The 23077-nt window shown below is 66.3% G+C and carries 23 protein-coding genes; 13 read left to right on the top strand and 10 right to left on the bottom strand.

From position 1 onward, the window contains the following. Positions 1–230: 230 nt before the first annotated feature. Positions 231–1844 (bottom strand): alpha-glucosidase, encoded by a 1614-nt coding sequence (locus ACZK33_RS05770; protein ID WP_100437487.1) that lies wholly within the window; start codon positions 1842–1844, stop codon positions 231–233. Positions 1845–2058: 214 nt separating this feature from the next. Between ACZK33_RS05770 and ACZK33_RS05765 the strand changes: the two genes are divergently transcribed. After that, the gene (locus ACZK33_RS05765) at positions 2059–3057 is read left to right on the top strand and encodes a polyprenyl synthetase family protein (protein ID WP_423174928.1); all 999 of its coding nucleotides are present in this window, start codon (positions 2059–2061) and stop codon (positions 3055–3057) included. Between the two features lie 84 nt (positions 3058–3141). Here ACZK33_RS05765 and ACZK33_RS05760 read toward each other — a convergent pair whose 3' ends face one another. Then, positions 3142–3927: a dienelactone hydrolase family protein gene (locus tag ACZK33_RS05760; RefSeq protein WP_423174929.1), complete on the bottom strand. Its 786-nt coding sequence runs from the start codon at positions 3925–3927 to the stop codon at positions 3142–3144. A gap of 133 nt (positions 3928–4060) precedes the next feature. Between ACZK33_RS05760 and ACZK33_RS05755 the strand changes: the two genes are divergently transcribed. Beyond that, positions 4061–4648, top strand: a complete 588-nt coding sequence (locus tag ACZK33_RS05755; RefSeq protein WP_423174930.1) for an SMI1/KNR4 family protein — start codon at positions 4061–4063, stop codon at positions 4646–4648. 60 nt (positions 4649–4708) lie between these two features. Here the strand turns inward: ACZK33_RS05755 and murD are convergent, their stop codons facing one another. The 3 genes from murD to ACZK33_RS05740 form a co-directional block, all read right to left on the bottom strand. After that, positions 4709–6118, bottom strand: coding sequence for a UDP-N-acetylmuramoyl-L-alanine--D-glutamate ligase (gene murD, locus ACZK33_RS05750; RefSeq protein ID WP_423174931.1), 1410 nt, complete (start codon positions 6116–6118; stop codon positions 4709–4711). Further along, entirely contained in the window at positions 6099–7451 is a 1353-nt protein-coding gene (murL, locus tag ACZK33_RS05745; RefSeq protein WP_049398826.1) for a UDP-N-acetyl-alpha-D-muramoyl-L-alanyl-L-glutamate epimerase, read from the bottom strand. Before murL ends, murD begins: the two co-directional genes overlap by 20 nt. 76 nt (positions 7452–7527) lie before the next feature. After that, positions 7528–10122 (bottom strand): bifunctional aspartate kinase/diaminopimelate decarboxylase, encoded by a 2595-nt coding sequence (locus ACZK33_RS05740; protein WP_100437481.1) that lies wholly within the window; start codon positions 10120–10122, stop codon positions 7528–7530. Between the two features lie 75 nt (positions 10123–10197). Here ACZK33_RS05740 and ACZK33_RS05735 point away from each other — a divergent pair, with 75 nt between their 5' ends. After that, positions 10198–11070 (top strand): PhzF family phenazine biosynthesis protein, encoded by an 873-nt coding sequence (locus ACZK33_RS05735; protein WP_423174932.1) that lies wholly within the window; start codon positions 10198–10200, stop codon positions 11068–11070. A 131-nt stretch (positions 11071–11201) separates the two neighbouring features. Then, positions 11202–12080, top strand: a complete 879-nt coding sequence (locus ACZK33_RS05730; RefSeq protein ID WP_423174933.1) for a PhzF family phenazine biosynthesis protein — start codon at positions 11202–11204, stop codon at positions 12078–12080. Between the two features lie 51 nt (positions 12081–12131). Here the strand turns inward: ACZK33_RS05730 and ACZK33_RS05725 are convergent, their stop codons facing one another. Further along, on the bottom strand, positions 12132–12563 hold the full coding sequence (locus ACZK33_RS05725) for an OsmC family protein (RefSeq protein ID WP_005408443.1): 432 nt from the start codon (positions 12561–12563) through the stop codon (positions 12132–12134). Positions 12564–12934: 371 nt separating this feature from the next. On the opposite strand from ACZK33_RS05725, the gene ACZK33_RS05720 reads away from it, so the two are divergent. The 4 genes from ACZK33_RS05720 to ACZK33_RS05705 all read left to right on the top strand — a co-directional run bounded on the left by ACZK33_RS05720 (position 12935) and on the right by ACZK33_RS05705 (position 15178). Next, positions 12935–13333 (top strand): HU family DNA-binding protein, encoded by a 399-nt coding sequence (locus tag ACZK33_RS05720; protein WP_010483539.1) that lies wholly within the window; start codon positions 12935–12937, stop codon positions 13331–13333. Between the two features lie 254 nt (positions 13334–13587). Continuing rightward, entirely contained in the window at positions 13588–13896 is a 309-nt protein-coding gene (locus ACZK33_RS05715) for a DUF3861 family protein (RefSeq protein WP_032129232.1), read from the top strand. Positions 13897–13951: 55 nt separating this feature from the next. Then, a complete protein-coding gene (locus ACZK33_RS05710; RefSeq protein WP_317217213.1) occupies positions 13952–14500 on the top strand; it encodes a hypothetical protein in 549 nt (182 codons plus the stop codon). Positions 14501–14581: 81 nt separating this feature from the next. Then, the gene (locus ACZK33_RS05705) at positions 14582–15178 is read left to right on the top strand and encodes a YceB family lipoprotein (protein WP_012510326.1); all 597 of its coding nucleotides are present in this window, start codon (positions 14582–14584) and stop codon (positions 15176–15178) included. A 72-nt stretch (positions 15179–15250) separates the two neighbouring features. Here the strand turns inward: ACZK33_RS05705 and ACZK33_RS05700 are convergent, their stop codons facing one another. Continuing rightward, positions 15251–15718, bottom strand: a complete 468-nt coding sequence (locus ACZK33_RS05700; RefSeq protein ID WP_012479369.1) for an SET domain-containing protein — start codon at positions 15716–15718, stop codon at positions 15251–15253. A gap of 209 nt (positions 15719–15927) precedes the next feature. Here ACZK33_RS05700 and ACZK33_RS05695 point away from each other — a divergent pair, with 209 nt between their 5' ends. The 5 genes from ACZK33_RS05695 (at position 15928) to ACZK33_RS05675 (ending at position 21230) form a co-directional block, all read left to right on the top strand. After that, entirely contained in the window at positions 15928–16383 is a 456-nt protein-coding gene (locus tag ACZK33_RS05695) for an SUF system Fe-S cluster assembly regulator (protein ID WP_005408436.1), read from the top strand. A gap of 17 nt (positions 16384–16400) precedes the next feature. Beyond that, the gene (sufB, locus tag ACZK33_RS05690; protein WP_043396952.1) at positions 16401–17876 is read left to right on the top strand and encodes a Fe-S cluster assembly protein SufB; all 1476 of its coding nucleotides are present in this window, start codon (positions 16401–16403) and stop codon (positions 17874–17876) included. A gap of 74 nt (positions 17877–17950) precedes the next feature. After that, positions 17951–18715 (top strand): Fe-S cluster assembly ATPase SufC, encoded by a 765-nt coding sequence (gene sufC / locus ACZK33_RS05685; RefSeq protein WP_019337095.1) that lies wholly within the window; start codon positions 17951–17953, stop codon positions 18713–18715. Continuing rightward, positions 18715–19977, top strand: a complete 1263-nt coding sequence (gene sufD, locus ACZK33_RS05680; RefSeq protein ID WP_423174934.1) for a Fe-S cluster assembly protein SufD — start codon at positions 18715–18717, stop codon at positions 19975–19977. Before sufC ends, sufD begins: the two co-directional genes overlap by 1 nt. Further along, entirely contained in the window at positions 19974–21230 is a 1257-nt protein-coding gene (locus ACZK33_RS05675) for a cysteine desulfurase (RefSeq protein WP_005408431.1), read from the top strand. The genes sufD and ACZK33_RS05675 overlap by 4 nt, the downstream gene beginning before the upstream one ends. A 177-nt stretch (positions 21231–21407) precedes the next feature. On the opposite strand, the gene ACZK33_RS05670 is transcribed toward ACZK33_RS05675, so the two are convergent. From ACZK33_RS05670 to ACZK33_RS05660, 3 genes are all read right to left on the bottom strand, one after another. After that, positions 21408–21710, bottom strand: a complete 303-nt coding sequence (locus ACZK33_RS05670) for a hypothetical protein (protein ID WP_423174935.1) — start codon at positions 21708–21710, stop codon at positions 21408–21410. A 95-nt stretch (positions 21711–21805) separates the two neighbouring features. Further along, on the bottom strand, positions 21806–22120 hold the full coding sequence (locus tag ACZK33_RS05665) for a hypothetical protein (RefSeq protein ID WP_423174936.1): 315 nt from the start codon (positions 22118–22120) through the stop codon (positions 21806–21808). Then, a complete protein-coding gene (locus tag ACZK33_RS05660) occupies positions 22120–23076 on the bottom strand; it encodes an RHS repeat domain-containing protein (RefSeq protein ID WP_423174937.1) in 957 nt (318 codons plus the stop codon). The genes ACZK33_RS05665 and ACZK33_RS05660 overlap by 1 nt, the downstream gene beginning before the upstream one ends. Position 23077 lies beyond the last annotated feature (1 nt).

The raw sequence follows: 23077 nt of genomic DNA, 5'->3' as shown, positions 1-23077 counted from the left end.
ACAAAGGGAGCAGGACCGGAAACCCGCTGCGCAGGCAGCGGGTTTTCTTTTGCGCGGATGCCGGCCATTGGTCGGCAAGGCCCATCCACGCATGGCGTGGATCTACTGGTTGGGGTGTCTCTGGGTAGATCCACGCCATGCGTGGATGCCTTTCGCCGGAAGCCCACCCACAAAAAAGGGACGGGGCGCTTCGGCCCCGTCCCCGCAAGTACCGCCACCGGAGAAAACGGTCAGCTGCGTCGGGCGCAATACACCGCGCGCGGCGGCAGCTGGAGTTCATTGCCCTGCACCGTACCCGCATCCGGGCCCGGCACCGCCACCTGCTGCCAGTTGCCCGGCGGCAGCGGATGGCTCACCGCCTCGGCCGACAGGTTGAAGGCCAGCAGGAGGGTTTCATCTGCAAGCATACGCTCGAACAGCAGCACTGGCTCAGCGCTTTCGATGAATCGGATGCTGCCATGCAGGAGTGCCGGCTGGCTATGCCGCCAGGCCAGGAACCCGCGGAACGCAGCCAGGACCGAGTCCGGGTCGCGCTCCTGCACCGCCACGGCCGCGGCGCGGTGCTCGGGCGGAATCGGCAGCCACGGCTGGCCGGCGGTGAAACCGGCCAGCGGCGCGTCGGTCCACGGCAGTGGGGTCCGGCAGCCATCGCGGCCCTTGAAGTTGGGCCAGAAGGTGATGCCATAGGGGTCCTGCAGGGCCTCGAACGGCACCTCGGCCTCGGCCAGGCCCAGTTCCTCGCCCTGGTACAGGCAGACCGAGCCGCGCAGCGAGCACAGCATCGCCACCAGCATCCTCGCCAGGCGCGGGTCAGCCGGGTGGCCGCCCCAGCGGCTGACCGCCCGCTCCACATCGTGATTCGAAACCGCCCAGCACGGCCAGCCTTCGGTCATTGCCGCTTCCAGCCGCGAGACCGTGTCGCGGATGTAGGCCGCGCTGTAATCGTCCACCAGCAGCTCGAAGCTGTAGCCCATGTGCAGGCGGCCATCGCGGGTGTACTCGGCAGTGGTGGCCAGCGAGTCCTCCGAGGAGATCTCACCCAGGCTGACCGCCCCCGGATACTCGTCCAGCAGCGCGCGCAGCCGCTCCAGGAACGGCAGGTTCTCCGGCTGGGTGTTGTTGTAATAGTGGTACTGGTAGGCGTACGGGTTGTCCGGGCTGAAGCCGCGACCGAAGCGCTTCTCCGCCGGCTTGGCCGGGTTGTCGCGCAGCTGCGCGTCATGGAAGCAGAAGTTGATCGCATCCAGGCGGAAGCCATCCACGCCGCGGTCCAGCCAGAATCGCACGTTGTCCAGGGTGGCCTGCTGCACGTCCGGGTGATGGAAGTTCAGGTCCGGCTGGTCGACCAGGAAGTTGTGCAGGTAGTACTGCTCTCGGCGCGGCTCCCACTGCCAGGCGCCGCCGCCGAACAGCGACAGCCAGTTATTGGGCGGCGTGCCGTCCTCGCGCGGGTCCGCCCACACGTACCAGTCGGCCTTGGGGTTGGTCCGGTCCTGTCGGCTCTCGCGGAACCAGGCGTGCTCGATCGAGGTATGGCTCAGCACCTGGTCGATCATCACCTTCAGGCCCAGACCGTGCGCCTTGGCCAGCAGGCGGTCGAAGTCGTCCAGGCTGCCGAACAGCGGGTCGACGTCGCGGTAGTCGGCGATGTCGTAGCCGAAGTCGGCCATCGGCGATTTGAAGAACGGCGAGATCCAGATCGCGTCCACGCCCAGCGTTGCGATGTGGTCCAGGCGCTGGATGATGCCCGGCAGGTCGCCTACCCCGTCGCCGTTGGCGTCAAGGAAACTGCGCGGGTAGATCTGGTAGATGACGGCTCCGCGCCACCATGGATAGTGCGACATCGACAGCCCCCCTCCGGGCGTGCGGGACCCGCCGGGAGCGGGCCGAAATCCTGATGCCGCAAGCTTAGCGGTGGCCTCACGGGCATGGCGCAACCTGCATACGTATTCACGCAGGCGGCATCCGTGGCCGGGCCGCGGACGCCGGCCTGCCCGGTTTGCGCCCGAATTCACAGGCAACGCCTATAATCAGCGATGAGCCTGAAAGCCTGATCGCATGACCATCACCGAAGACACCCGTCCCGCCCTGGGCCTGCCCCAGATCCAGTCGCTTGCCGCGGCCGACATGGCCGCCGTCGACGCCCTGATCCGGCGCCGCCTGTCCTCGGACGTCGTGCTGATCAACCAGATCGCCGACCACATCATTTCCGCCGGCGGCAAGCGCCTGCGCCCGATGCTGGTGATGCTGGCCGGCCATGCGGTCGGCCAGGCCGGCCCGGACCACCACCAGCTGGCGGCGATCATCGAGTTCATCCACACCTCCACCCTGCTGCACGACGACGTGGTGGACGAATCCAGCCTGCGCCGTGGCCGCAGCACCGCCAACGCCCTGTGGGGCAACGCGCCCAGCGTGCTGGTCGGCGACTTCCTGTACTCGCGCAGCTTCCAGCTGATGGTCGAGCTGGAGCGCATGTCGGTGATGCAGATCCTGGCCGATGCCACCAACCGCATCGCCGAGGGTGAAGTGCTGCAGCTGCTGCACGTGCACAACCCGGATACCGACGAAGCCGCCTACCTGCGCGTGATCGAGCGCAAGACCGCGGTGCTGTTCGCCGCCGGCACCCGCCTGGGCGCGCTGGCCAGCGGCGTGGATGAAGCCACCCAGCAGGCCCTGTTCGACTACGGCATGCACCTGGGCTACGCGTTCCAGATTGCCGACGACGTGCTGGACTATTCGGCCAATGCCGAGGAGCTGGGCAAGAACCTGGGTGACGACCTCGCCGAGGGCAAGGCCACGCTGCCCCTGATCCATGCCATGGCCCATTCGGACGCCGCCACCCGCGAACGCCTGCGCACCATCGTGCAGGACGGCGACGCCTCGGCGATGCCGGAAGTGCTGGCCGCGATCCGCGCCACCGGCGGCCTCGAGTACAGCCGCCGTCGCGCCGAGGAATATGCCGAAGCCGCCGAACGTGCGCTCGATTGCCTGGCCGACAATGATGCCGTGGCTGCCCTGCGCGGCCTGGCCCGCTACGCGGTGCAGCGCTCGCATTGATGGGTTGAGGCGTGCCGACCAACGGTCGGCACCCACCAAACTGGCATTCCGGTGGGTGCCGACCGTTGGTCGGCACGCGTTTGTTTACCGGAAGCGCTCCTCGAAGAACTCATCCAGCGCCTTCCACGCACGCTTCGCCGCGCGCTCGTTGTACTGGCAGCCCGGCGGGCTGTTGGCATCGCGCTCGGCAAAGCAGTGCACCGCGCCGCTGTAGTTGGTGAATTCCCAATCGACCTTGGCCGCGTCCATTTCTTTCTGGAAGCTGCCGATGTCCTCGGCGGTCACGCTGGTGTCGTCGGCGCCATTGAGCACCAGCACCGACGGGTGGCTGCCACCAGCCTGCGCCGGCAGCGGCGAACCCAGCCCGCCGTGCAGGCTGACCACCCCTGCCAGCGGCGCACCGGCACGGGCCAGCTCCAGCACCGTGGTGCCACCGAAACAGAAGCCCACCGCACCGATCCGGCTGGCATCGAGCGGCGCCTTGCCGGCCTGCGCCTTGAGCACGTTCACCGCCTCCAGTGCACGCGCACGCAGCAGCGGCCGATCGTTGCGCAGCTTGCTGGCCACCGGCCCGGCCTCGGCATCGGTCTTCGGCCGCACGCTCTTGCCGTAGACATCGGCCACCAGCACCACGTAGTCATCGCCGGCCAGCTGCTTGGCCTTCGCGACCGCCGATTCGTTCACGCCTTTCCAGTTCGGCACCATCACCAGCCCGGGGCGCTTATCGTTGTCGCCGTCGTCATAGACCAGCACGCCGCTGAAAGTCGTGCCCTGGTGCTTCCACTCCACCGGCTGCGTCTTCATCGCCGCCCACGCCGGCATCGCTGCCAGCCCCAGCATCACCGCCACACCGCATCGCCAACGATTCATGCGCCTGCTCCGCAAGAAAAAGGGGACGGAGGGGATTAAGCCGTATTCGCCCCTCCCGCGTCGCATTCTGCATTGGCGACGTGACGCAGGTGTGGTTGGATACGACTTAATCCCCTCCGTCCCCTTTTTTCGCATGAATCTTGTTGATCGCTTCCTGTCTGGCCTTGTTCCGCGTCTGCCTGCCGAGGATGCCGCCCAGTGGGCTTGGGTCCAGGGCGCCAGCGCCGAAGACCTGCAGCGCCTGCGTGCGCAGTGGCCGCAGGTGCCGGACAGCCTGGCGGAACTGTTGTCCCGCGTGGATGGCACCCATTTCCGCGAGTACCCCGGCGGCGAGGTCTGCGTGCTGATGCTGGGTTCAGATGTGGGCGATTACCCCTACTACCTGCGCTCGGTCGCGCAGATCTTCGAGGACCAGCAGCAGTGGGACGACAGCATCCGTTCCATCTACGAAGAGTGGCTGGATGACGAGCCGGAGATCCTGGGTGAGGGCATCGACGCCGATCTGCCGATGAACCGCCGCCTGTGCTTCTCGCACTGCATGAACAACGGCGGCACCTCGATGCTGTACCTGGATTTTGATCCCGCGCCGGGCGGTACGGTCGGCCAGGTGGTGCGCTACCTTCACGATCCGGACAGCTATGCGGTGATCGCGCCCAGCTTCGATGCGTACCTGCAGCAGTTGATCGAGGGCGGCTACGCGTTCATCGATGAGGAGCAGTAGATCCACGCCATGCGTGGATGAATTTCTCCGGAGGTTGCCGGCCAGCGGCCGGCACTACCTTCAAGCGATACCCAGCCCGGGAATCGCGCTGATGCTCTCCGGGTCAAACCCAGCCAGCTCAGCGAAATGACGGCCACGCGCCACGTAATCCCGGTAGGCACCAAAGCTCGGCGCGCCCGGCGACAGCAATACCACCCCGCCTTCAGAACCCAACGCGGCACGTGCCAGCGCCATTGCCTCGGGCAGATCCGCCGCCGCGTGCAGACCGAAGCGACCGGCATCGGCCAGCGGCTGCAGCATCGCGTGGATGCGCGGGCCGTTGCTGCCCATCGTCACGATCTCCACCGGCGGCACGTCGTGCGCCATGTGCTGCATGAAATCGGTCCAGTCCAGGCCACGGTCATGCCCGCCCACCAGCAACGCGATGCGCTGCCCGGCGAAGCACTCCAGCGCGGCCAGGCTGGCATGCGGCGTGGTGCTGATCGAATCGTTGACGTAGGTCAGGCCATCGGCCGCGCCGATGCGCTGCAGGCGATTCGGCAGCGGACGGAAATCCTGCACCGCCGGTGCCAGCGCCACGGCGTCCAGCCCCAGCGCTTCCAGCGCCGCCAGTACCGCACAAAGGTTGCCGCGGTTGTGGTGACCCGGCAGCGGCGTGTTGCGGGTATCGAACACGGCCTGCTCGCCGCGATGCACGATGTCACCGCGCATATGCCAGCCCTGCGGCTGGTTGAACCAGACCACTTCGCTATCGGGCAGCGACAGCGCAGCCAGATGCAGATCGGCGGCATTGAGCACGGCGATCCGCGGTGCGGCTTCAGTCACCAGCCGCAGCTTGTCCTCGATGTAACGCTGCTCGCTGCCGTGCCAATCCAGGTGCTCCGGGAACAGGTTCAGCACCACCGCTACCTGCGGATGGGCGCCACTGCGCGCCACTTCGCCGGTCTGGTAACTGGACAGTTCCACCGCCCAGTACGCGGGTGCGGGCTGCGGGTCCAGCACTTCCAGCAGCGGCAGGCCGATGTTGCCGACCAGGCCGGTGCGGTGGCCGGCGGCACGCAGCAGGTGCGCGACCAGCGCGGTGGTGGTGCTCTTGCCCTTGGTACCGGTCACGCACACGGTGTCGTGCACGATGCCATCGGCACCTGCATGTTCGGCAAACCACAGCGCGGTGCCACCGATGAAGGTGGTGCCCTGCCCCGCCGCGGCCAGCGCTACCGGCTGGTAGGGGCTGATGCCGGGCGACTTGATCACCACGTCGAACGCGGCCAGCGCTTCAGCAGAAGGCTCGCCACGCACATCCAGCGCGCCCCGCGTTTCTGCGCGTGCGGCCTCGACTTCTGCCGCCGGGCAGAACAGGCTCAGCGGCAGCGTGGGCAGGCGCTCGCGCAGCACCGCAAACGCGGCGCGGCCCTCACGGCCCCAGCCCCACAGCGCAACGCGCTTTCCTTCAAGCTTCGAAATCTTCACGCACCCGTTCCCACAGCGCAGCCGGAACGCGGTGCTCGCCCTGCAGCTGCAGCAGCGGTGCCAGTTCCAGTTCGGCGGCATCCAGCTGCGGCTGGATCTCATTGCAGAAGCGCTTCACCAGCACGTCTTCCTTCCACTCCGGGCGCTGTGCCAGGGTCGCCATCGCCGCACGCGATTCGCGGCCTTCGCCCACGCACTCGAACGGCTTGTGGTCCTGGAATTCCAGCAGCGCATCGAAGCCACCGGCCTGCTCGGCATCATCCAGCAGGTTGCGGCCGAAGATGCGCACCAGGCGCGTCTTGGGCATGAACGGGGCCAGCGCCAGGAACACGAAGTGGCACTTCGGGCAGACGCCGCACCAGCGGTTCACCGGGCGCTCGCCGAGGATGTGGAAGTTGCGGTTGCAGCTGGAGAAATGCGCGTCGTAGAAGTCGGTCTTGGCGAACTGGCGGGCCACCGCCAGCTCCGACATCGGGCGTAGCAGCGAGTAGTACTGCAGGTCCGCCGCTACGTGCGTCTGCACATGGCTGCCGAACGCCTGCTCGAATGCCCAGCCCTTGGACCACTGATGGTTCACTTCGCCGGTGCCCGGAATCTGGCTGCCGTAGCTGGCCGAACGCTCATTGGAGAACACCACCTGGTCCACGCCCTGCAGCAGCGCGGCCAGCACCATGATCGCCGAGTTCACCGCAGTGACCGGGATATGCCCGTTCCACGCACCCTGGCGGTTCAGCTCGAACAGTTCCGGCGCCAGCGCGCGGCCCAGGTTCAGCGTCGGCAGGCCGGTGCGTTCAGCGCAGGCACGGATCAGCTGCGAGCCACCGATCCAGGTCACCGTCTCGTCCACGCCGGCACGGCGCAACGCTTCGATGCTGACCAGCGAATCCTTGCCACCACCGATCGCCACCAGCGCGTGCGGCTGCAGGCCCAGCACCGGCGCCTGCACTGCCTCGCCCTGCACCGGCAGGCGGAAGCGCCCGCGCAGGTTCAGGCCATTGCGGTACGCGAATTCACCCAGGCCGTTGAGGTAGACCGTCTCCACCAGCGCAGCGGTATCGGCATCGATGGCGTAGCTGTCGATGCTGACCGTCTCCGGCACGCCCGCCTTGTAGTAGCTGACACCGGCGATCAGGTGCAGCAGCTGCAGCGCGCGCTGCACAGCGGCGGTACGCGCTTCGTCCAGCACGAACGGGGCGCCCGGCACGGTGATGGTTTCCACCATCTCCGGGCCGTCATCAAAGGCGTAGACCAGCTTGGCCACGCCGGTGTCCGCAGCGAATTCGCAGCGGACGAAGCGGAAGCGGGAAACCTGGTGTTTATCGAAAGCAGTCATGGTGTATCCGGTCAGGCACGGGCCCGCGCAGCTGCGCGGGGCGTGTCGGTGGGCGGGTGCAGGGCGCGCGCGGTGGTCATTCGATCACGTCTTCGCGCGGCAGCATCCGCTGGTTGTAGGTGTTGGCCATCGAATAGCCGTACGCGCCGGCATCGGCGATCAGCATCACGTCGTCCGGCGCGGTCGACACCGGCAGCTTGCGGCGCTTGCCGAACACATCGCTGGATTCGCAGATCGGGCCGACCACATCGAACGCCGCTTCGGCATAGCCGCCCTGGCGGCTGAGGTTCTCGATGTCGTGCCAGGCGTCGTACAGGGCCGGACGCATCAGTGCGTTCATGCCGGCATCCAGGCCAACACGGCGCACGCCGTCCTTCTCCACCACCTGGGTGACATGGGTCAGCAGCACGCCGGATTCGGCCACCAGGTAGCGGCCCGGCTCGATCGCCAGGCGGAATGCAGGATGCAGCGCCTTGACCTCGGCCAGGCCCTCGGCCCAGGCGTCCAGGTCGAACGGCTCGTCTTCGTCGCTGTACGGAATCGGCAGGCCACCGCCGATGTCGATGGTGTGCACGCTGCCGATGCGGCGGGCGAAACCGGCCAGCTCATCGCACATCAGGCGCCAGTGCTGCGCGGTTTCCACGCCACTGCCGAGGTGCGCGTGCAGGCCGACCACGCGGCTGCCCAGATCGGTGGCCGCGCGCACGAACTCATCGACGCGGGCGATCGGCAGGCCGAACTTGGAGTCCTTGCCGCCGGTACGGACCTTGGCATGGTGGCCTTCGCCACGGCCCAGATCCACGCGCAGCCACAGCTCGCGGTTGCGGAACAGGTCCGGCCAGCGCTGCAGCGCTTCGACGTTGTCGACGGTGACGGTCACGCCCAGCGCGAACGCGGCTTCGTACTCGCTGCGCGGGCAGAAGCTGGGGGTGAACAGCACACGCTTGGGCGACAGTTCCGGCAGGTGCTGGAACACGTGCTTCAGTTCGCCGTGCGATACACACTCAAGGCCGAAGCCCTCGGCTTCCAGCAGCTGCAGGATGGCCGGGTGGCTGTTGGCCTTGATCGCGTAGTAGCGCTGGTCGATCGGCTTGATCGCGGCCAGCGCGCGGGCACGGGCGCGCACGGTCGGCAGGTGGTAGACATAGCGCGGCGTACCGGCGTCGGCCAGCTGCAGCAGGTGCGCCCGCTGGCCCCGCCACCACGGCGTGCCACGCGGGCGCACGGTGCCGGCGATCTCGCGCCAGCGTGGGCCGAACACTTCGGTCTCTTCCACCGGCATCGCACCGCTGTCGATCAGCTCGGCGTGCAGGATCGGCAGCAGGCCATCGGCATCGGCTTCGTCGATGACGAAGGTCAGGTTCAGGTCGTTGGACGACTGCGAGATCATGTGCACGCGCTCGCGGCCGAACGTGGCCCACACGTCCGACAGCTTGTGCAGCAGCGAACGCATGCCGCGGCCAACCAGGGTGATCGCTGCGCACGGCACGATCACCTTCACCTTGCAGATCTGCGACAGGTCGGCCGACAGCGCGGCCAGCACATCGGTGTTGACCAGGTTCTCGGACGGATCCAGCGATACGGTGACGTTGGTTTCGGCCGAACCGATCAGGTCCACCGACAGGCCATGCTTCTTGAACAGGTTGAACACATCGGCCAGGAAGCCGACCTGCTGCCACATGCCGATGCCTTCCATCGACACCAGCACGATGCCGTTGCGGCGGCTGATCGCCTTCACGCCCGGGACCGGCGCAGCACTGCCATCGATGCTGGTACCCGGCAGTTCCGGGCGCTCGGTATCGAGGATGGCCATCGGCACGCCGGCATCGCGGCACGGCTTGATCGAGCGCGGGTGCAACACCTTGGCGCCAGTGGTGGCGATTTCCTGCGCCTCGTAATAGTCCAGGCGGGTCAGCAGGCGCGCGTCCGGCACGTCCTTCGGGTTGGCACTGAACATGCCCGGCACATCGGTCCAGATCTCCACGCGGCTGGCACCGAGCAGCGCACCGAAGTACGCCGCCGAGGTATCCGAGCCACCACGGCCGAGGATGGCGGTACCACCATCGGCATGCCGCGAAATGAAGCCCTGGGTGATCAGCAGGCGGGTCGGCTGCGCGCGGAAGCGCTGCATCCACTCCGCATCGGCACGCCACTGGCAGTTCACCGACAGCCGCTGCGACCAGTCGCTCTGGTTCGGCTGCGGCGGCATCGCGTCCAGCCACTGGCGGGCATCCATCCAGCCCATGTCCAGGCCCGAAGCGTGCAGATAAGCCGCGCCCAGGGTGGAGGACAGCAGTTCGCCCTGGCCCAGCACTTCGGCCTGCCACTGCAGCGGCCGGGTGGCCGCGCGCGCGTCGTCGAGCAGCCCCTGCAGCGCCGCCAGGCGCTCGGCCAGCACCTCGCGGCCCAGGCCGAGTTCAACCAGGAAGGCCTCGTGGCGTTCGACCAGCGCCGCCACGCGATCACGGCTGTCCGGCGCGCCATCGGCGATTGCGGTCAGTTCGTTGGTGACCCCGGACAGCGCCGACACCACCACCAGCACGCGCGAGCCGGTCTCTTCCGCACGTTTTTTCGCCAGCTTCCCGATCGTGTCCCAGCGATGACGACGCGACACCGAGGTGCCGCCGAACTTCAGTACGATCCAACGATCGACAAGGGGGGAAGCTGACATGGATTGGCTATGTAGAATGTGGGGAAGCCGCCCTCGGGGGCGGAACCTTTGATTCTAAGCGCAATATCCCCGTAGATGGCCGTCCTCCGTTACCTGCAGCTCGATGTCTTCGCCCCCCGCCCCGGCACCGGCAACCCACTGGGCGCCATCCTGGACGCCGACGGGCTCTCCAGCAGCCAGATGCAGGCCCTGGCCGCCTGGCTGAACCTGTCCGAGACGGTGTTCTTCCTGCGCCCCAGCGCGCCCGGCGCCGATTACCACATCCGCATCTTCACCCCGACCCGCGAGCTGGCCTTTGCCGGCCACCCCAGCGTCGGCGCCGCCTGGGCGGCGGTGACCTGCGGCCTGGCGCAACCACGCGACGGTGCCCTGCTGCAGCAATGCGCTGCGGGGTTGCTGCCGGTACGGGTGAGCGGCCCGGCCGAGGCACTGCAGATCCAGCTGGCCAGCCCACCGGCGCGACATCTGGACACAGCGGCGGACGGAGCACCCGAAGCGCTGCTGGCCCTCGCCGCCAACGGGCACGTGCCCGAACTCTGGGACAACGGCGCACGCTGGTGGCTGCTGCCGCTGCGCGACGCATCCGCCGTACGCAACCTGGTGCCGGACATGGCCGCACTGGCCGACTGGAGCCTCGCCACTGATGCCACCGGCCTGGCCGTGTTCGCCGACGAAGCTGGCACCGACCACACCCGGGTGGTGCGCGCCTTCTGCCCCGCTGATGCGGCCGCCGTACCGGAGGACCCGGTGACCGGCAGCGCCAATGCCCTGATCGGTGCCTGGCTGCGGCAGCGCGATGCCCTGCCCGGCCGCGAGGGCCACTACGTGGCCAGCCAGGGCCGCGAAGTCGGCCGCGATGGCCGCGTGCAGGTGCAGGTCGATGCGCAGGGCACGGTCTGGATCGGCGGCCAGGTGCAGCCGGTCATCGACGGCCACATCCGCTGGTAGCCCACGGAAAAAAGGGGACGGAGGGAATTAAGTCGCTTATGGCACATGGGGCAAAAGCGACTTAATTCCCTCCGTCCCCTTTTTGGTGCCCCGCGCTACGCTATGCGGCCTGTTTACTGGAGTGCCGCCTGATGTCCACCCGCCGTTTCCTGCAGCTGGATGTGTTTTCCCCGCGCGCCGGCGCCGGCAATCCGCTGGCCGTGGTGCTCGATGCCGAGGGCCTGGACGACGCCAGCATGCAGGCCATCGCGCGCTGGACGCGCCTGCCCGAAACCACCTTCGTGTTCCCGCCGCAGGTCGCCGGTGCCAGTTACCGGCTGCGCATGTTCAGCCCGCAGAAGGAAGTTCCGTTTGCCGGCCACCCCAGCGTCGGCACCGCGCATGCGGTGCTGCAGGCCGGCCTGGCCGCAGCGGTCGATGGTGTGCTGGTACAGGACGGCATTGCCGGTGCCCTGCCGCTGCGCGTCAGCGGTGAAGGTGCGCAGCAGCGCATCGCCATCCGCACGCCGCGCGCGCAGCTGGCCGAGACTGCCGAGGCGACCGATCCACGCCTGCAGGCCGCACTGAAGGACTGGCCGCTGGGCACGCTGCCGCCGGCGCGGATGCAGGGCGGACGCAGCTGGTGGGTGGTGCAGGTGGCCGATGAGGCCGCATTGCGCGCATTGCAGCCGGACTGGGATGCGGTGGCCGCACTGGCCGAGTCCACCGACAGCATGGGCGTGTTCGCCTATGCCTTCAGCGATGGTGGTGAGGGCTTCGATCTGGCGGTACGTGCCTTCGTCGGCAATGGACGCCGCTTCGAGGACGCCGCCTCCGGTGCCGCCAACGCCGTGCTGGCCGCATGGCTGGACCTGCGCGATGCCCTGCCCCGTGGTCGTGCACCGTTCGAAGTCAGCCAGGGCCGCGAAGTCGGCCACGATGCACGCCTGACGCTGCTGGTCGACGAGGACGGCGAGGTCTGGTCGGGCGGCCAGGTGCAGACGGTGATCAGCGGCACCATCGATTGGTGATCCGCAAGCGGTAGAGCCGAGCGTGGGCTCGGCTCTACAGGTAACGGCCGCTCAGCCCAGCTCGGCTTCCAGGCTGATCGGCACTGCGCTCAGCGCCTTGGATACCGGGCAGTTCTGCTTGGCGTCATCGGCAATCGCACGGAACTGCGTCGCGTCGATGCCCGGCACCACCGCCTTCACCTTCAGCCGGATCTGCGACAGCTGCGGGCCGCCCTCCAATGACAGATCGACCTTGGCTTCGGTATCCAGCGAGGTCGGGGTAAAGCCGGCCTCGCCGAGCTTGGCCGACAGCGCCATGGTGAAACAGCCGGCGTGCGCGGCAGCGATCAGTTCTTCCGGATTGGTGCCCTTCTCGTCACCGAAGCGGCTGTTGAAGCCGTAGCGGGTCTTGTCCAGCAGCCCACTCTGCGGCGTGCTCAACTGTCCCTTGCCCGACTTCAGATCGCCTTCCCAGTGCGCGGTGGCGTGTCGCGAGATTCCCATATGCTGCTCCTGCGTGGCGGTGATGAACGGTCACCCTCGCACGGCACGCGTTAGCCCTGCGTCGCTCCGCCGCATGCCGAACGTCCGCCGGGAACCGGGCAGATGGACACTTCTTCACCAGCCATCTGCGCATTTCCCCCTTGTTTTCAGTGGTTTCGCGCATTCCACCGATGGAGGGGCACCAGCCATCGCGCATGCTGCCACACCCCCTTCCCCCACTGCCGGCCATGTACTGAATCGGCCTGGATATGAAAAAACATGCACTTTCCGCGCTTCGGGCTATTGGCGGCGCCCGAGAGTTGCCCTACATTGCGCTTGCCGACGGGGTTCGGCGCCGACCAAACAACCAACCGTTCACGGAACAGGAAACCATGGCAAAGACCGCTAAGAAGGCTGCCCCGAAGAAGGCAGTGAAGAAAGTCGCGACGAAGGCAGCCGCCAAGCCGGCCGCTCCGAAGCCGATCAAGGAAGTGCTGACCAAGTCCGGCCTGGTTGCACACATCGCTGAAGCCTCCGGCGTCATCGCCAAGGACGTCCGCGCTGTGCTGGCCTCGCTTGAAAGCGCCGTCGCCTCCTCGGTGCACAAGAAGGGCGCTGGCTCCTTCACCCTGCCGGGCCTGCTGAAGATCACCACCGTCAATGTGCCGGCCAAGCCGAAGCGCAAGGGCATCAACCCGTTCACCAAGGAAGAGCAGTGGTTCGCCGCCAAGCCGGCCACCACCAAGCTGAAGGTGCGTCCGCTGAAGAAGCTGAAGGACGCCGCGCTGTAAGCGCGCGCCCCAACGCGGATTCCGACGGGACGGCTCTGGCCGTCCCGTTTTTTTTGTCCCAACCACAGCCCGCAACACAGCGTTGCCGCATCCCCGGGAATGCGCGTACAGGCCCGTCGCCATTGGCTGGGCGTGGTCCGTTGCGGCCCCGGAACGTACCGGGTGGAACACTGCGTGCAGCCCCGGCCATCGCCGCCGGGCACGGCCTTGCCTAAGGTGGGCACATCCTCCACAGCTACGGCGAGCACACCCTCATGGCCAGCCCCTCCACCCGCTACCGGATCTCGGTGACCCCCATCGAAAAGGACGGGTTGCAGTGCACCGGGCGCTGCACCATCGAACTGGAACATCGCGCAAGCCGCGACCTGATGCGCCTGCTGGAAGCGGCGCCGCGCACCGCTGGTATCAGCGGCGACGAGCGCGCGACCCTGGTGATCGCCACCCAGCTGCTGCGCGACATCGTGCAGCGCCACGCCGACACCGAAGGGCATGCCCTGGCCGCCATCGCCACGCAGGTGCTGCCGGCGCTGGATGCACTGGAACAGCTGCCCTCCTCCCGCTGATCGCGGAACAGCCGATACACTGCCTCCTTCCGTTCGCCTCGGGGAGGAGGCAGACATGCGCAGGTTCCTGATACTGCTCGCACCGCTGGTGCTGCTGGCCTGTTCCCGGCCGACATCGCAATCCGATCCAGCGGATGCCACACCGTCGGCCACGGCCGAGGCGGCTGCCCGCACGAAGTCACAGACCGCCGCAGAAGGCGATGCACCGGCCGTGCAGGCCATCGATGTCGATCCCCTGTTTGCCGCCGTCGCGGCCGAGGCCGAGCTGCCGGCGGGAATGCTCAATGCCTATGTCATGGCCCTGCTCAATCGCGATCGCAAGGCCGTCGACGCCGCGTGGACATTCCCGCCCAGCGATGCACGACGCGCCGACGATGCCGCATTGCGCCAGCTCACGGACGTGCGCAGCCTGCGCCTGACCAGCGAACTACCGATCGCGCGCGACGGTCACCAGCCACCGCAGCTGCTGGAGGTTCCGGTGCAGATCCGCGCAGTGACCCCTGAGGGCACCTTCCGCTTCGGTGGCTGGTACCGGGTGCAACCCCGTGCCGATGGCCGCGCCTGGCAGATCCAGTCGGCGCAACTGCGGCCAACGCTGGACTGAACCGTTGCAGCGGCATGCACGCGCGATTCAGCCGGCACGGCTACTCTTTGATTCGTCCATTCATATCCACCGGTCACCGCCATGCGCCTGCGTTCCCTGATGACCCGCCTCGCGGCCTCCACCGTGCTGATCGCCGCTGCGATCGGCGCCCAGGCCGCCCCTTCCATCTCCGGCCGCGAACTGTCGGTCGGCGCCAGTGACGTGCAGCAGTACCTCGATGGCAGCTTCCCACGCACCCAGGACGCCCTCGGCGGCCTGATCGCGCTGACCATGAGCCATCCACAGCTGAGCCTTCCGGCCGGCGAACGGTTGAACCTGGGCATGGATGTGGCACTGGCCACCGCCGGTGGCAACCCGGCCAAGCTGGGCACGGTGAAGCTCAGCAGTGGACTGCGCTACGACGCGCAGACCCAGGGCTTCCACCTGCAGCAGCCGAGCGTGGATGACTTCACCCCGGCCAACCAGGGCGGTCGTCTCGATTCGCGCACCCGCGGCCTGCTCAATGCCTGGCTGAGCGACTACGCCCAGCGCGAACCGATCTACAAGCTGGACCCGGCCGTGGCCGGCCTGCTCGGCGCGCTGCAGGTGCAGTCGGCGCAGGTGAAGAACGGCAAGCTGGTGGTCACCTTCAACCAGAACCTGGGCAACCTGGTGCCGGCAGGCGTGCTGGGTAAGTAAGGTAGTGCCGGCCGCTGGCCGGCACGCTTTTCACATGTGTGCCGGCCAGCGGCCGGCACTACCCGCTGCGGGTCAGCGCTTGGGCTGCAGCATGGTGCCGGTGCACTTGGGCGAGCCGCAGCGGCATTCCCAGATCTTCTTCAGCTTGGCGGTGTGACGCTCGGCCAGGGTGATGCCGTAGTTGTAGGTCAACTCTTCGCCGGCCTTGATATCGCGCAGCGCCTCGATGAACACCTTGTCGCCGCGGCTGTCGCCGTCCTCGTCTTCCTCGATCACCGCCTCGCAGTTCGGGTCGCAGCTGTGGTTGATCCAGCGCGCGTCATTGCCCTTGTAGTTGGCATCGATCACCCAGTCGTCGTTGAGGGTGAACAGGAAGGTATGGCCACTTTCGACGTCGCCGCTGTCATCGGCATCAACGTCGCCGTGGCTGCGCAGCAGGCCCTTGTACTGGATCACGCGCTCGCCCTGCTTGATCGGGGCCACGGCGAACACGCCGTTGCCATGGATGGCGGACTTGCGGGCTTGGATCTTCTTCGGCATCGGCACGGGCTGTTTGCAGCGAATGGAACAGGGATTCTCGCCCATTCCGGGTGATTGCGAAAATCACCCCGTTGGCGCAGCATTGCGCCCTGGCAACGGCCCCGGTGTGTCCTCCCGGCCCGGCCCCAGCGCCGGCTGAATGCCCGGGTTGGATGGCGGCGAATAAAAGCGTACAATTTCAGTCCGCTTTAAGAACCACTCGCATCCCCATGTTGCGCGTCACCAAACTCACCGATTACGCCACCGTCGTGCTGACCGTGCTCGCCGCCCGTCCGGGCGAGGTGCTCAGTGCCACCGAGCTGGCCGAATTCACCGGTCTGGAGCCGCCCACCGTCAGCAAGGTGCTCAAGCCGCTGGCCCAGGCCGGCCTGGTTGAAGGCCTGCGCGGCGTGCGTGGCGGCTACCGCCTGACCCGCCCGGCCATCGAGATCTCGCTGTTCGAAGTGGTCGAAGCGATGGAAGGGCCACTGGCCCTGACCGAATGCAGCCACGACCACCACCAGTGCGGCATGGCGCCCAAGTGCGGCGCGCGCAGCAGCTGGCGGTTGATCAACGACGTGGTCTCCGAGGCCCTGCGCGATGTCACCCTTGCGCAGATCCTGCCCCCTCTCCCCCTTGCCGATGACGAACAGCGCCGCACCATCGCTGTCGACGTCGTCTCCTGATCCGTAGGCAGCCCCCCATGGCCACCGAAACCATCGAAAACGTCGCCCACGACGACACCCCCAACCGCGAGATCCACGAGCAGCTCGGCCGCAAGTATTCGGCCGGCTTCATCACCGAGATCGAATCGGACTCCCTGCCGCCGGGCCTGGACGAGGACACCATCCGTGCCCTGTCGGCCAAGAAGGAAGAGCCGGAGTGGATGACGCAGTGGCGCCTGGACGCCTACCGCCACTTCCTGACCATGCCGATGCCCGACTGGGCCAAGCTGGAGATCGCGCCGATCGACCTGCAGGCGCTCAGCTACTACTCCGCGCCGAAGGGCCCGAAGTACGCCTCGCTGGATGACGTGCCGAAGGAACTTCTGGACACCTACGACAAGCTGGGCGTGCCGCTGCACGAGCGTGCCAAGCTGGCCGGCGTGGCGGTGGACGCGGTGTTCGACTCGGTGTCCGTCGGCACCACGTTCCGCAAGGAACTGGCCGAGAAGGGCATCATCTTCTGCTCGATGTCCGAGGCCATCAAGGAACACCCGGAACTGGTCCGCCAGTACCTGGGCACCGTGGTGCCGGTGGGCGACAACTACTTCGCCGCGCTCAATTCGGCGGTGTTCTCCGATGGCAGCTTCGTGTTCATTCCCAAGGGCGTTCGCTGCCCGATGGAACTGAGCACCTACTTCCGCATCAATGCCGGCCACACCGGCCAGTTCGAGCGCACCCTCATCGTGTGCGAGGACAAGGCCTACGTGTCCTACCTGGAAGGCTGCACCGCGCCGATGCGCGACGAGAACCAGCTGCACGCTGCGGTGGTCGAGCTGGTCGCGCTGGAAGACGCGGAGATCAAGTACTCCACCGTGCAGAACTGGTACCCGGGCGACGAGAACGGCGTCGGCGGTATCTACAACTTCGTCACCAAGCGTGCCGAGTGCCGTGGTGCGCGCAGCAAGGTCACCTGGACCCAGGTCGAAACCGGCTCGGCGATCACCTGGAAGTACCCGTCCTGCGTGCTGCTGGGCGACGACTCGGTCGGTGAGTTCCACTCCGTGGCGCTGACCCATCACCGCCAGCAGGCCGACACCGGCACCAAGATGATCCACGTCGGCAAGCGCACCAAGAGCAAGATCGTCAGCAAGGGCATCAGCGCCGGCCGCGGCCAGAACACCTACCGCGGCCTGGTGCGTGTGGACCGCAATGCCGATGGCGCGCGCAACTACACCCAGTGTGATTCCCTGCTGATCGGCAAGCAGTGCGGCGCGCACACCTTCCCCTACATCGAGGTGAAGAACCCGGGCGCCACCGTCGAGCACGAGGCCACCACCTCCAAGATTTCCGACGACCAGCTGTTCTACTGCCGCGCCCGTGGCATCAGCCAGGAAGACGCGGTGTCGATGATCGTCGACGGCTTCTGCAAGCAGGTGTTCCGCGAACTGCCGATGGAGTTCGCGGTGGAAGCCAAGAAGCTGCTGGAAGTCTCGCTGGAAGGTTCGGTGGGCTGACCGCCCGCCCCTGCCCCTCGCAAACGCATTCTCTTTACCGGCGGGCCGCGGCCCGCCCCACGGAAACCCCCACCATGCTGAAGATCGAAAACCTCCACGCCCGCATCGGCGACAAGGAAATCCTCAAGGGCCTGTCGCTGGACGTCCAGCCGGGCCAGGTGCACGCCATCATGGGCCCCAACGGCGCCGGCAAGTCCACCCTGGGCAATGTCCTGGCCGGCCGCGACGGCTACGAAGTGACCGAAGGCAGCGTGCAGTTCGACGGCGTCGACCTGCTGGAGCAGGACCCGGAAGCGCGCGCCGCTGCCGGCCTGTTCCTGGCGTTCCAGTACCCGGTGGAAATCCCGGGCGTGAACAACACCTACTTCCTGCGCGCGGCACTGAACGCCCAGCGCAAGGCGCGCGGTGAGGAAGAACTCGATTCCATGCAGTTCCTCAAGCTGGTGCGCCAGAAGCTGGCCGTGCTGCACCTGAAGGACGAACTGCTGCACCGTGGCGTCAACGAAGGCTTCTCCGGTGGCGAGAAGAAGCGCAACGAGATCTTCCAGCTGGCCGTGCTGGAACCGAAGCTGGCGATCCTGGACGAGACCGACTCGGGCCTGGACATCGATGCGCTGAAGAGCGTGGCCGATGGTGTCAACGCACTGCGCGCCGCCGATCGCTCGTTCCTGGTCATCACCCACTACCAGCGCCTGCTGGACTACATCAAGCCGGACGTGGTGCACGTGCTGGCCGATGGCCGCATCGTCAAGAGTGGCGGCCCGGAGCTGGCACTGGAACTGGAAGCGCACGGCTATGATTTCCTGAAGGACCGGGTCGTGCCCGAGGCGGCGGTCTGATGAGCGCCCTGCTTGATTCGATGGCCCAGGCCTTCTGCGGCAGCGATGCGCGCCGCGAAGTGCTGGATGCGGCCCTGCGCGACGGCCTGCCGGCCGCCCGCAACGAAGCCTGGAAGTACACCTCGCTGCGCCAGCTGGAACGCCGTGCGTTCGCTGCGGCGCCGCTGCAGGGCCCGGCGCTGGACGCCACGCTGCTGGACGACATCCCGGCGCCGCGCCTGGTGTTCGTCAACGGTCGCCTGGATGCCGCGCTGAGCGACGTGCAGGCGCTGCCGGCCGGCGTGCAGCTGCAGCCGTTGTCGGCCGCACTGGCCGCCGGCGAAGACGCCGTGCGTTTCCTCGGCCGCCGCTACGAGCGCAGTGAAGAGGTCTTCGCCCGCCTCAACGCCGCACTGGCCGACGAAGGCGTGGTGCTGCGCGTGGACGAAGGCGTGCAGGTCGAAACGCCGCTGCAGCTGGTATTCGCCAGCGTCGCCGGCGACACCGATTTGGCCTGGCACCACCGTCACCTGATCGAACTGCGTGCCGGCGCCAGCCTGGGCGTGGTCGAGCATCGCTTCAGCGTGGGTGACTCCGCCCACCTGGACAACACCGTGCTGCATGCCCATGTCGCCCGCGATGCCGTGCTCAAGCACGCCCGCGTGCAGGCCGGCAGCGCGCGCCAGACCAGCTTCCTGCGCACCGACGCGGTGCTGGCCCGCGACGCGCAGTACCACCGCGTCGACCTGGAACTGGGCGCCGCGCTCAGCCGCCATGAACTGAACGTGCGCCTGGAAGGCGACAATGCCCAGCTGACCGCCAACGGCGTGCTGCTTGGCAATGGCCGCCGCCACGTCGAAACCCGCCTGGGCATCGACCACATCGCACGCGATACCGCCTGCGAGCTACTGTGGCGCGGCGTCGCCGCCAACCGCAGCCGCGTGGTGTTCCATGGTGGCATCCAGATCCGCGAAGGCGCCGATGGCACCGACGCGAACCTGTCCAACAAGAACCTGCTGCTGTCGGCCGATGCCGAGATCGACACCCAGCCGACACTGGTGATCGACGCTGATGAAGTGAAGGCCGCGCACGGCGCGACCGTCGGCCAGCTCGATGCCAATGCGCTGTTCTACCTGCGCTCGCGCGGCCTGCCGCAGGCACAGGCGCAGGCACTGCTGAGCGCCGCGTTCTGCCACGAGCCGCTGAAGATCCTGCCCGACGCACTGCGTGCGCAGCTGGCACGTCGCCTGGACAAGGCCCTCGCCGAGGCGGGTGTGGCATGAACCTGTCCACGCCGCGACCGATCGAAGAACGCACCGGCGCCCCCGACTGGGACCGCGTCCGCCTCGACTTCCCGCTGTTGATGCGTGAAGTGCACGGCAAGCCGCTGGTCTATTTCGACAACGCCAACACCGGCCAGAAGCCGGTGCAGGTGATCGGCGCGGTGGACGAGTTCTACCGTCGCTACAACGCCAACGTCAGCCGCGCGGTGCATGCACTGGGCAGCGAAGCCACCGATGCCTACGAAGGCGCACGCAACAAGCTGGCACGCTTCCTCAACGTGCGGCCCAGCGACCTGGTGCTGTGCAGTGGCACCACCTTCGCCATCAACCTGGTGGCCTACTCGTGGGCGCTGCCGCGATTGAAGGCCGGTGACGTGATCCTGATCACGCGCATGGAGCACCACGCCAACATCGTGCCGTGGCAGCTGGTCGCGCAGCGTACCGGCGCCACCATCCGCGTGGCCGAGATCACGCCTGACGGCGCACTCGATCTGGATGCGCTGCGCGCGGCAATGACCCCGGAGGTCAAGCTGCTGGCGGTCACCCATGTCTCGAACGTGCTGGGCACGGTCAACCCGGTGCGCGAGATCTGCCGCGAAGCGCGCAAGCGCGGCATCATCACCGTGGTCGATGGCTCGCAGGCCGTGCCGCACCGCAAGGTCGACGTCGCCGCGATCGGCTGCGATTTCTACGCCATCACCGGCCACAAGATGTGCGGCCCGACCGGCACCGGCGCACTGTGGGCGCGCCGCGAGCACCTGGACGCGATGCCGCCGTTCCTCGGCGGCGGCGAGATGATCAAGGAAGTCAGCTTCGACGGCACCGTGTTCAACGATGCCCCGCACAAGTTCGAAGCCGGCACCCCGAACATCGCCGGTTTCATCGGCCTGGGCGTGGCTGCCGACTACTTGCAGCAGCTTGGCCAGGAGAACGTGGAAGCACGCGAAGCCGAACTGCTGGCGCACTTCACCGAAGAGCTGCGCCGCGTTGACGGCCTGCGTATCATCGGCGAAGCGCCGGAGAAGGCTGCGGTGGTCTCTTTCCTGATCGATGGCGCGCATGCGCACGACCTGGCGACCCTGCTCGACCTGGAAGGCGTGGCCGTGCGCTCGGGCCAGCACTGCGCACACCCGCTGCTGCAGTACTTCGGTGTCGCCGCGACCTGCCGTGCCTCGCTGGCGTTCTACAACACGCACGCCGAGATCGAGCGTTTCATGACCGCGCTGACCAAGGTGCGCAAGCTGCTGGGCTGAGGATTCGCCAGAATCGGGGAAGTATGAGAACGCCGCAGGAAACTGCGGCGTTTTTTTATTGCGCGCTGGACGCAAGCAAGCAGAGGCGTGACCGGGAAACACCGAGTGATGCCAGGAACGGGCAATCTCACCGTAACGCCGATCCATCCACCATCAACGGCCTTGAGGCGCCGTCTTTTACATGCCAACAAGCATGGATACCCCGGAGACAATCAAGAAGACGTACATCATCACGACGCCCCTCAACACCCACCGTTCCCCCTGATGGAGCGTCTGCCCTTTGGAAGTAAGGGCAAGCACTGCAATACCGCGCAAGCACCTAAGCCACCAATCAACCTTGATGATTCCGACTGCAGCCAGTACTTCCGGCCGTTCACGCTCGATTTTAAGCAACATCCTGTGAGCCGCAAATGCGTTTATCCACATGGCACCTAGAATGAAGGCAGAGCAGACAGGATAGCTCTCAATAATGACTGTCACTTAGCCCCCACCTGAAGGAAAATGTGAGCTTCATTCAACTTCAATTACCACCCCATACCGACGGGAACGAACAATTCTCTCGAGAACACCCTTGATCACTGATAACCCAGTTCAGCGACGACAGCCTTGCAGCTCGAATCCAAATCAACGTGAAATGATTTAAGCTCTTCTGATGGCAACCTGCCCTTGTCGTCACGATGCATTACTGCATACCCCCGAAGCGGCCCCTCCTTACCCTCCGGAACAATGTCGTAGAGATCTCTGCCCCACCCCCGCGAGGCCTTCACGTAGTCAGCTATTACCGACATACATGCATCAACATGCCCGCCCTCATTTACCTCTCGCGCCGAACAACCCGCAGTTGCGACAAGGCACAGCATTGAACCAAGCGTCAGCCTATAAATTATCATCAGCGACCTCCCGGAATGGGGATGAACTCATAACCCTCATGCCCCCGAATCATACCGGGGACTCCCTGCTGTAACTGATAGTCGTAATCATACCCGTTTGTACCAGGGAAATAACCCTCTGCTCTGGTATTTGGATGCGTATGAAAATATCCCTTTACTATACATCCGCATTCGAATTCAGAAGGCTTTCTAGTGGACTCCATTGACATTCTGTCCCTGGTTCCCGCGGGCGACCTTACCAACTCATGGCCTTCCTCTCCCACAAACTGGACGACCCATCCGCCGTTCTCTCGCTTCAGAGACCCAGACTCCCCCCTGCGAACGGCCGGGGCGAACGGGTTCGAATCATTCCAAGCGCTCTCCATCTGTCCCTTTACTTTAGGATCTCGGGTCCATTCAGGATCGGATGCCCGCGGCTCTCGTCCATAGCTTCCATTCGAACCTGATGCAGCATTCGCAGCTCCCAGAGTTCCCATACGGCTCCCTGGAGCGACCATCCCATTCTTTATTTTGCTTCCCACCACTGCGGATCTCCTCTGGCTCTTCTCTTCAGGCGCACGCCCGTCCGGGTCCACAAATCTGTAGGGGCTATTGTTACCGTAGTAGTAGCGTCCAAACATTGAGCTCGATGCGGAAATTGGGTCCACACTAAGAAACACACCCAGCCCCGAGTCGTAGTACCGCTGCTGCATGTAACTCAGCCCGGTACCCGAGTCCGTCACATGCCCCGTATATCCCGGTCCATCTTTCAACGGCCGATTCACCACCGCCCCATACGGCTCATACACCGTACGCTCGATGACGTTTCCGCTGGCATCGGTGATCGCCACCGGTGAACCCAGTGCATCAGTGTGGATGTACTCGACGACTTCCTGTGCGACCGCCGGAGCCACACAGGCCGCCAGCACCACCACCGCGAGTACCGCCCGAATCAACAGCGAACAGAGTCCGTTCATG

It is taken from the genome of Stenotrophomonas sp. 86156_Sma, from assembly GCF_056481625.1.
This window is presented reverse-complemented; position numbering and strand designations above follow the sequence as displayed.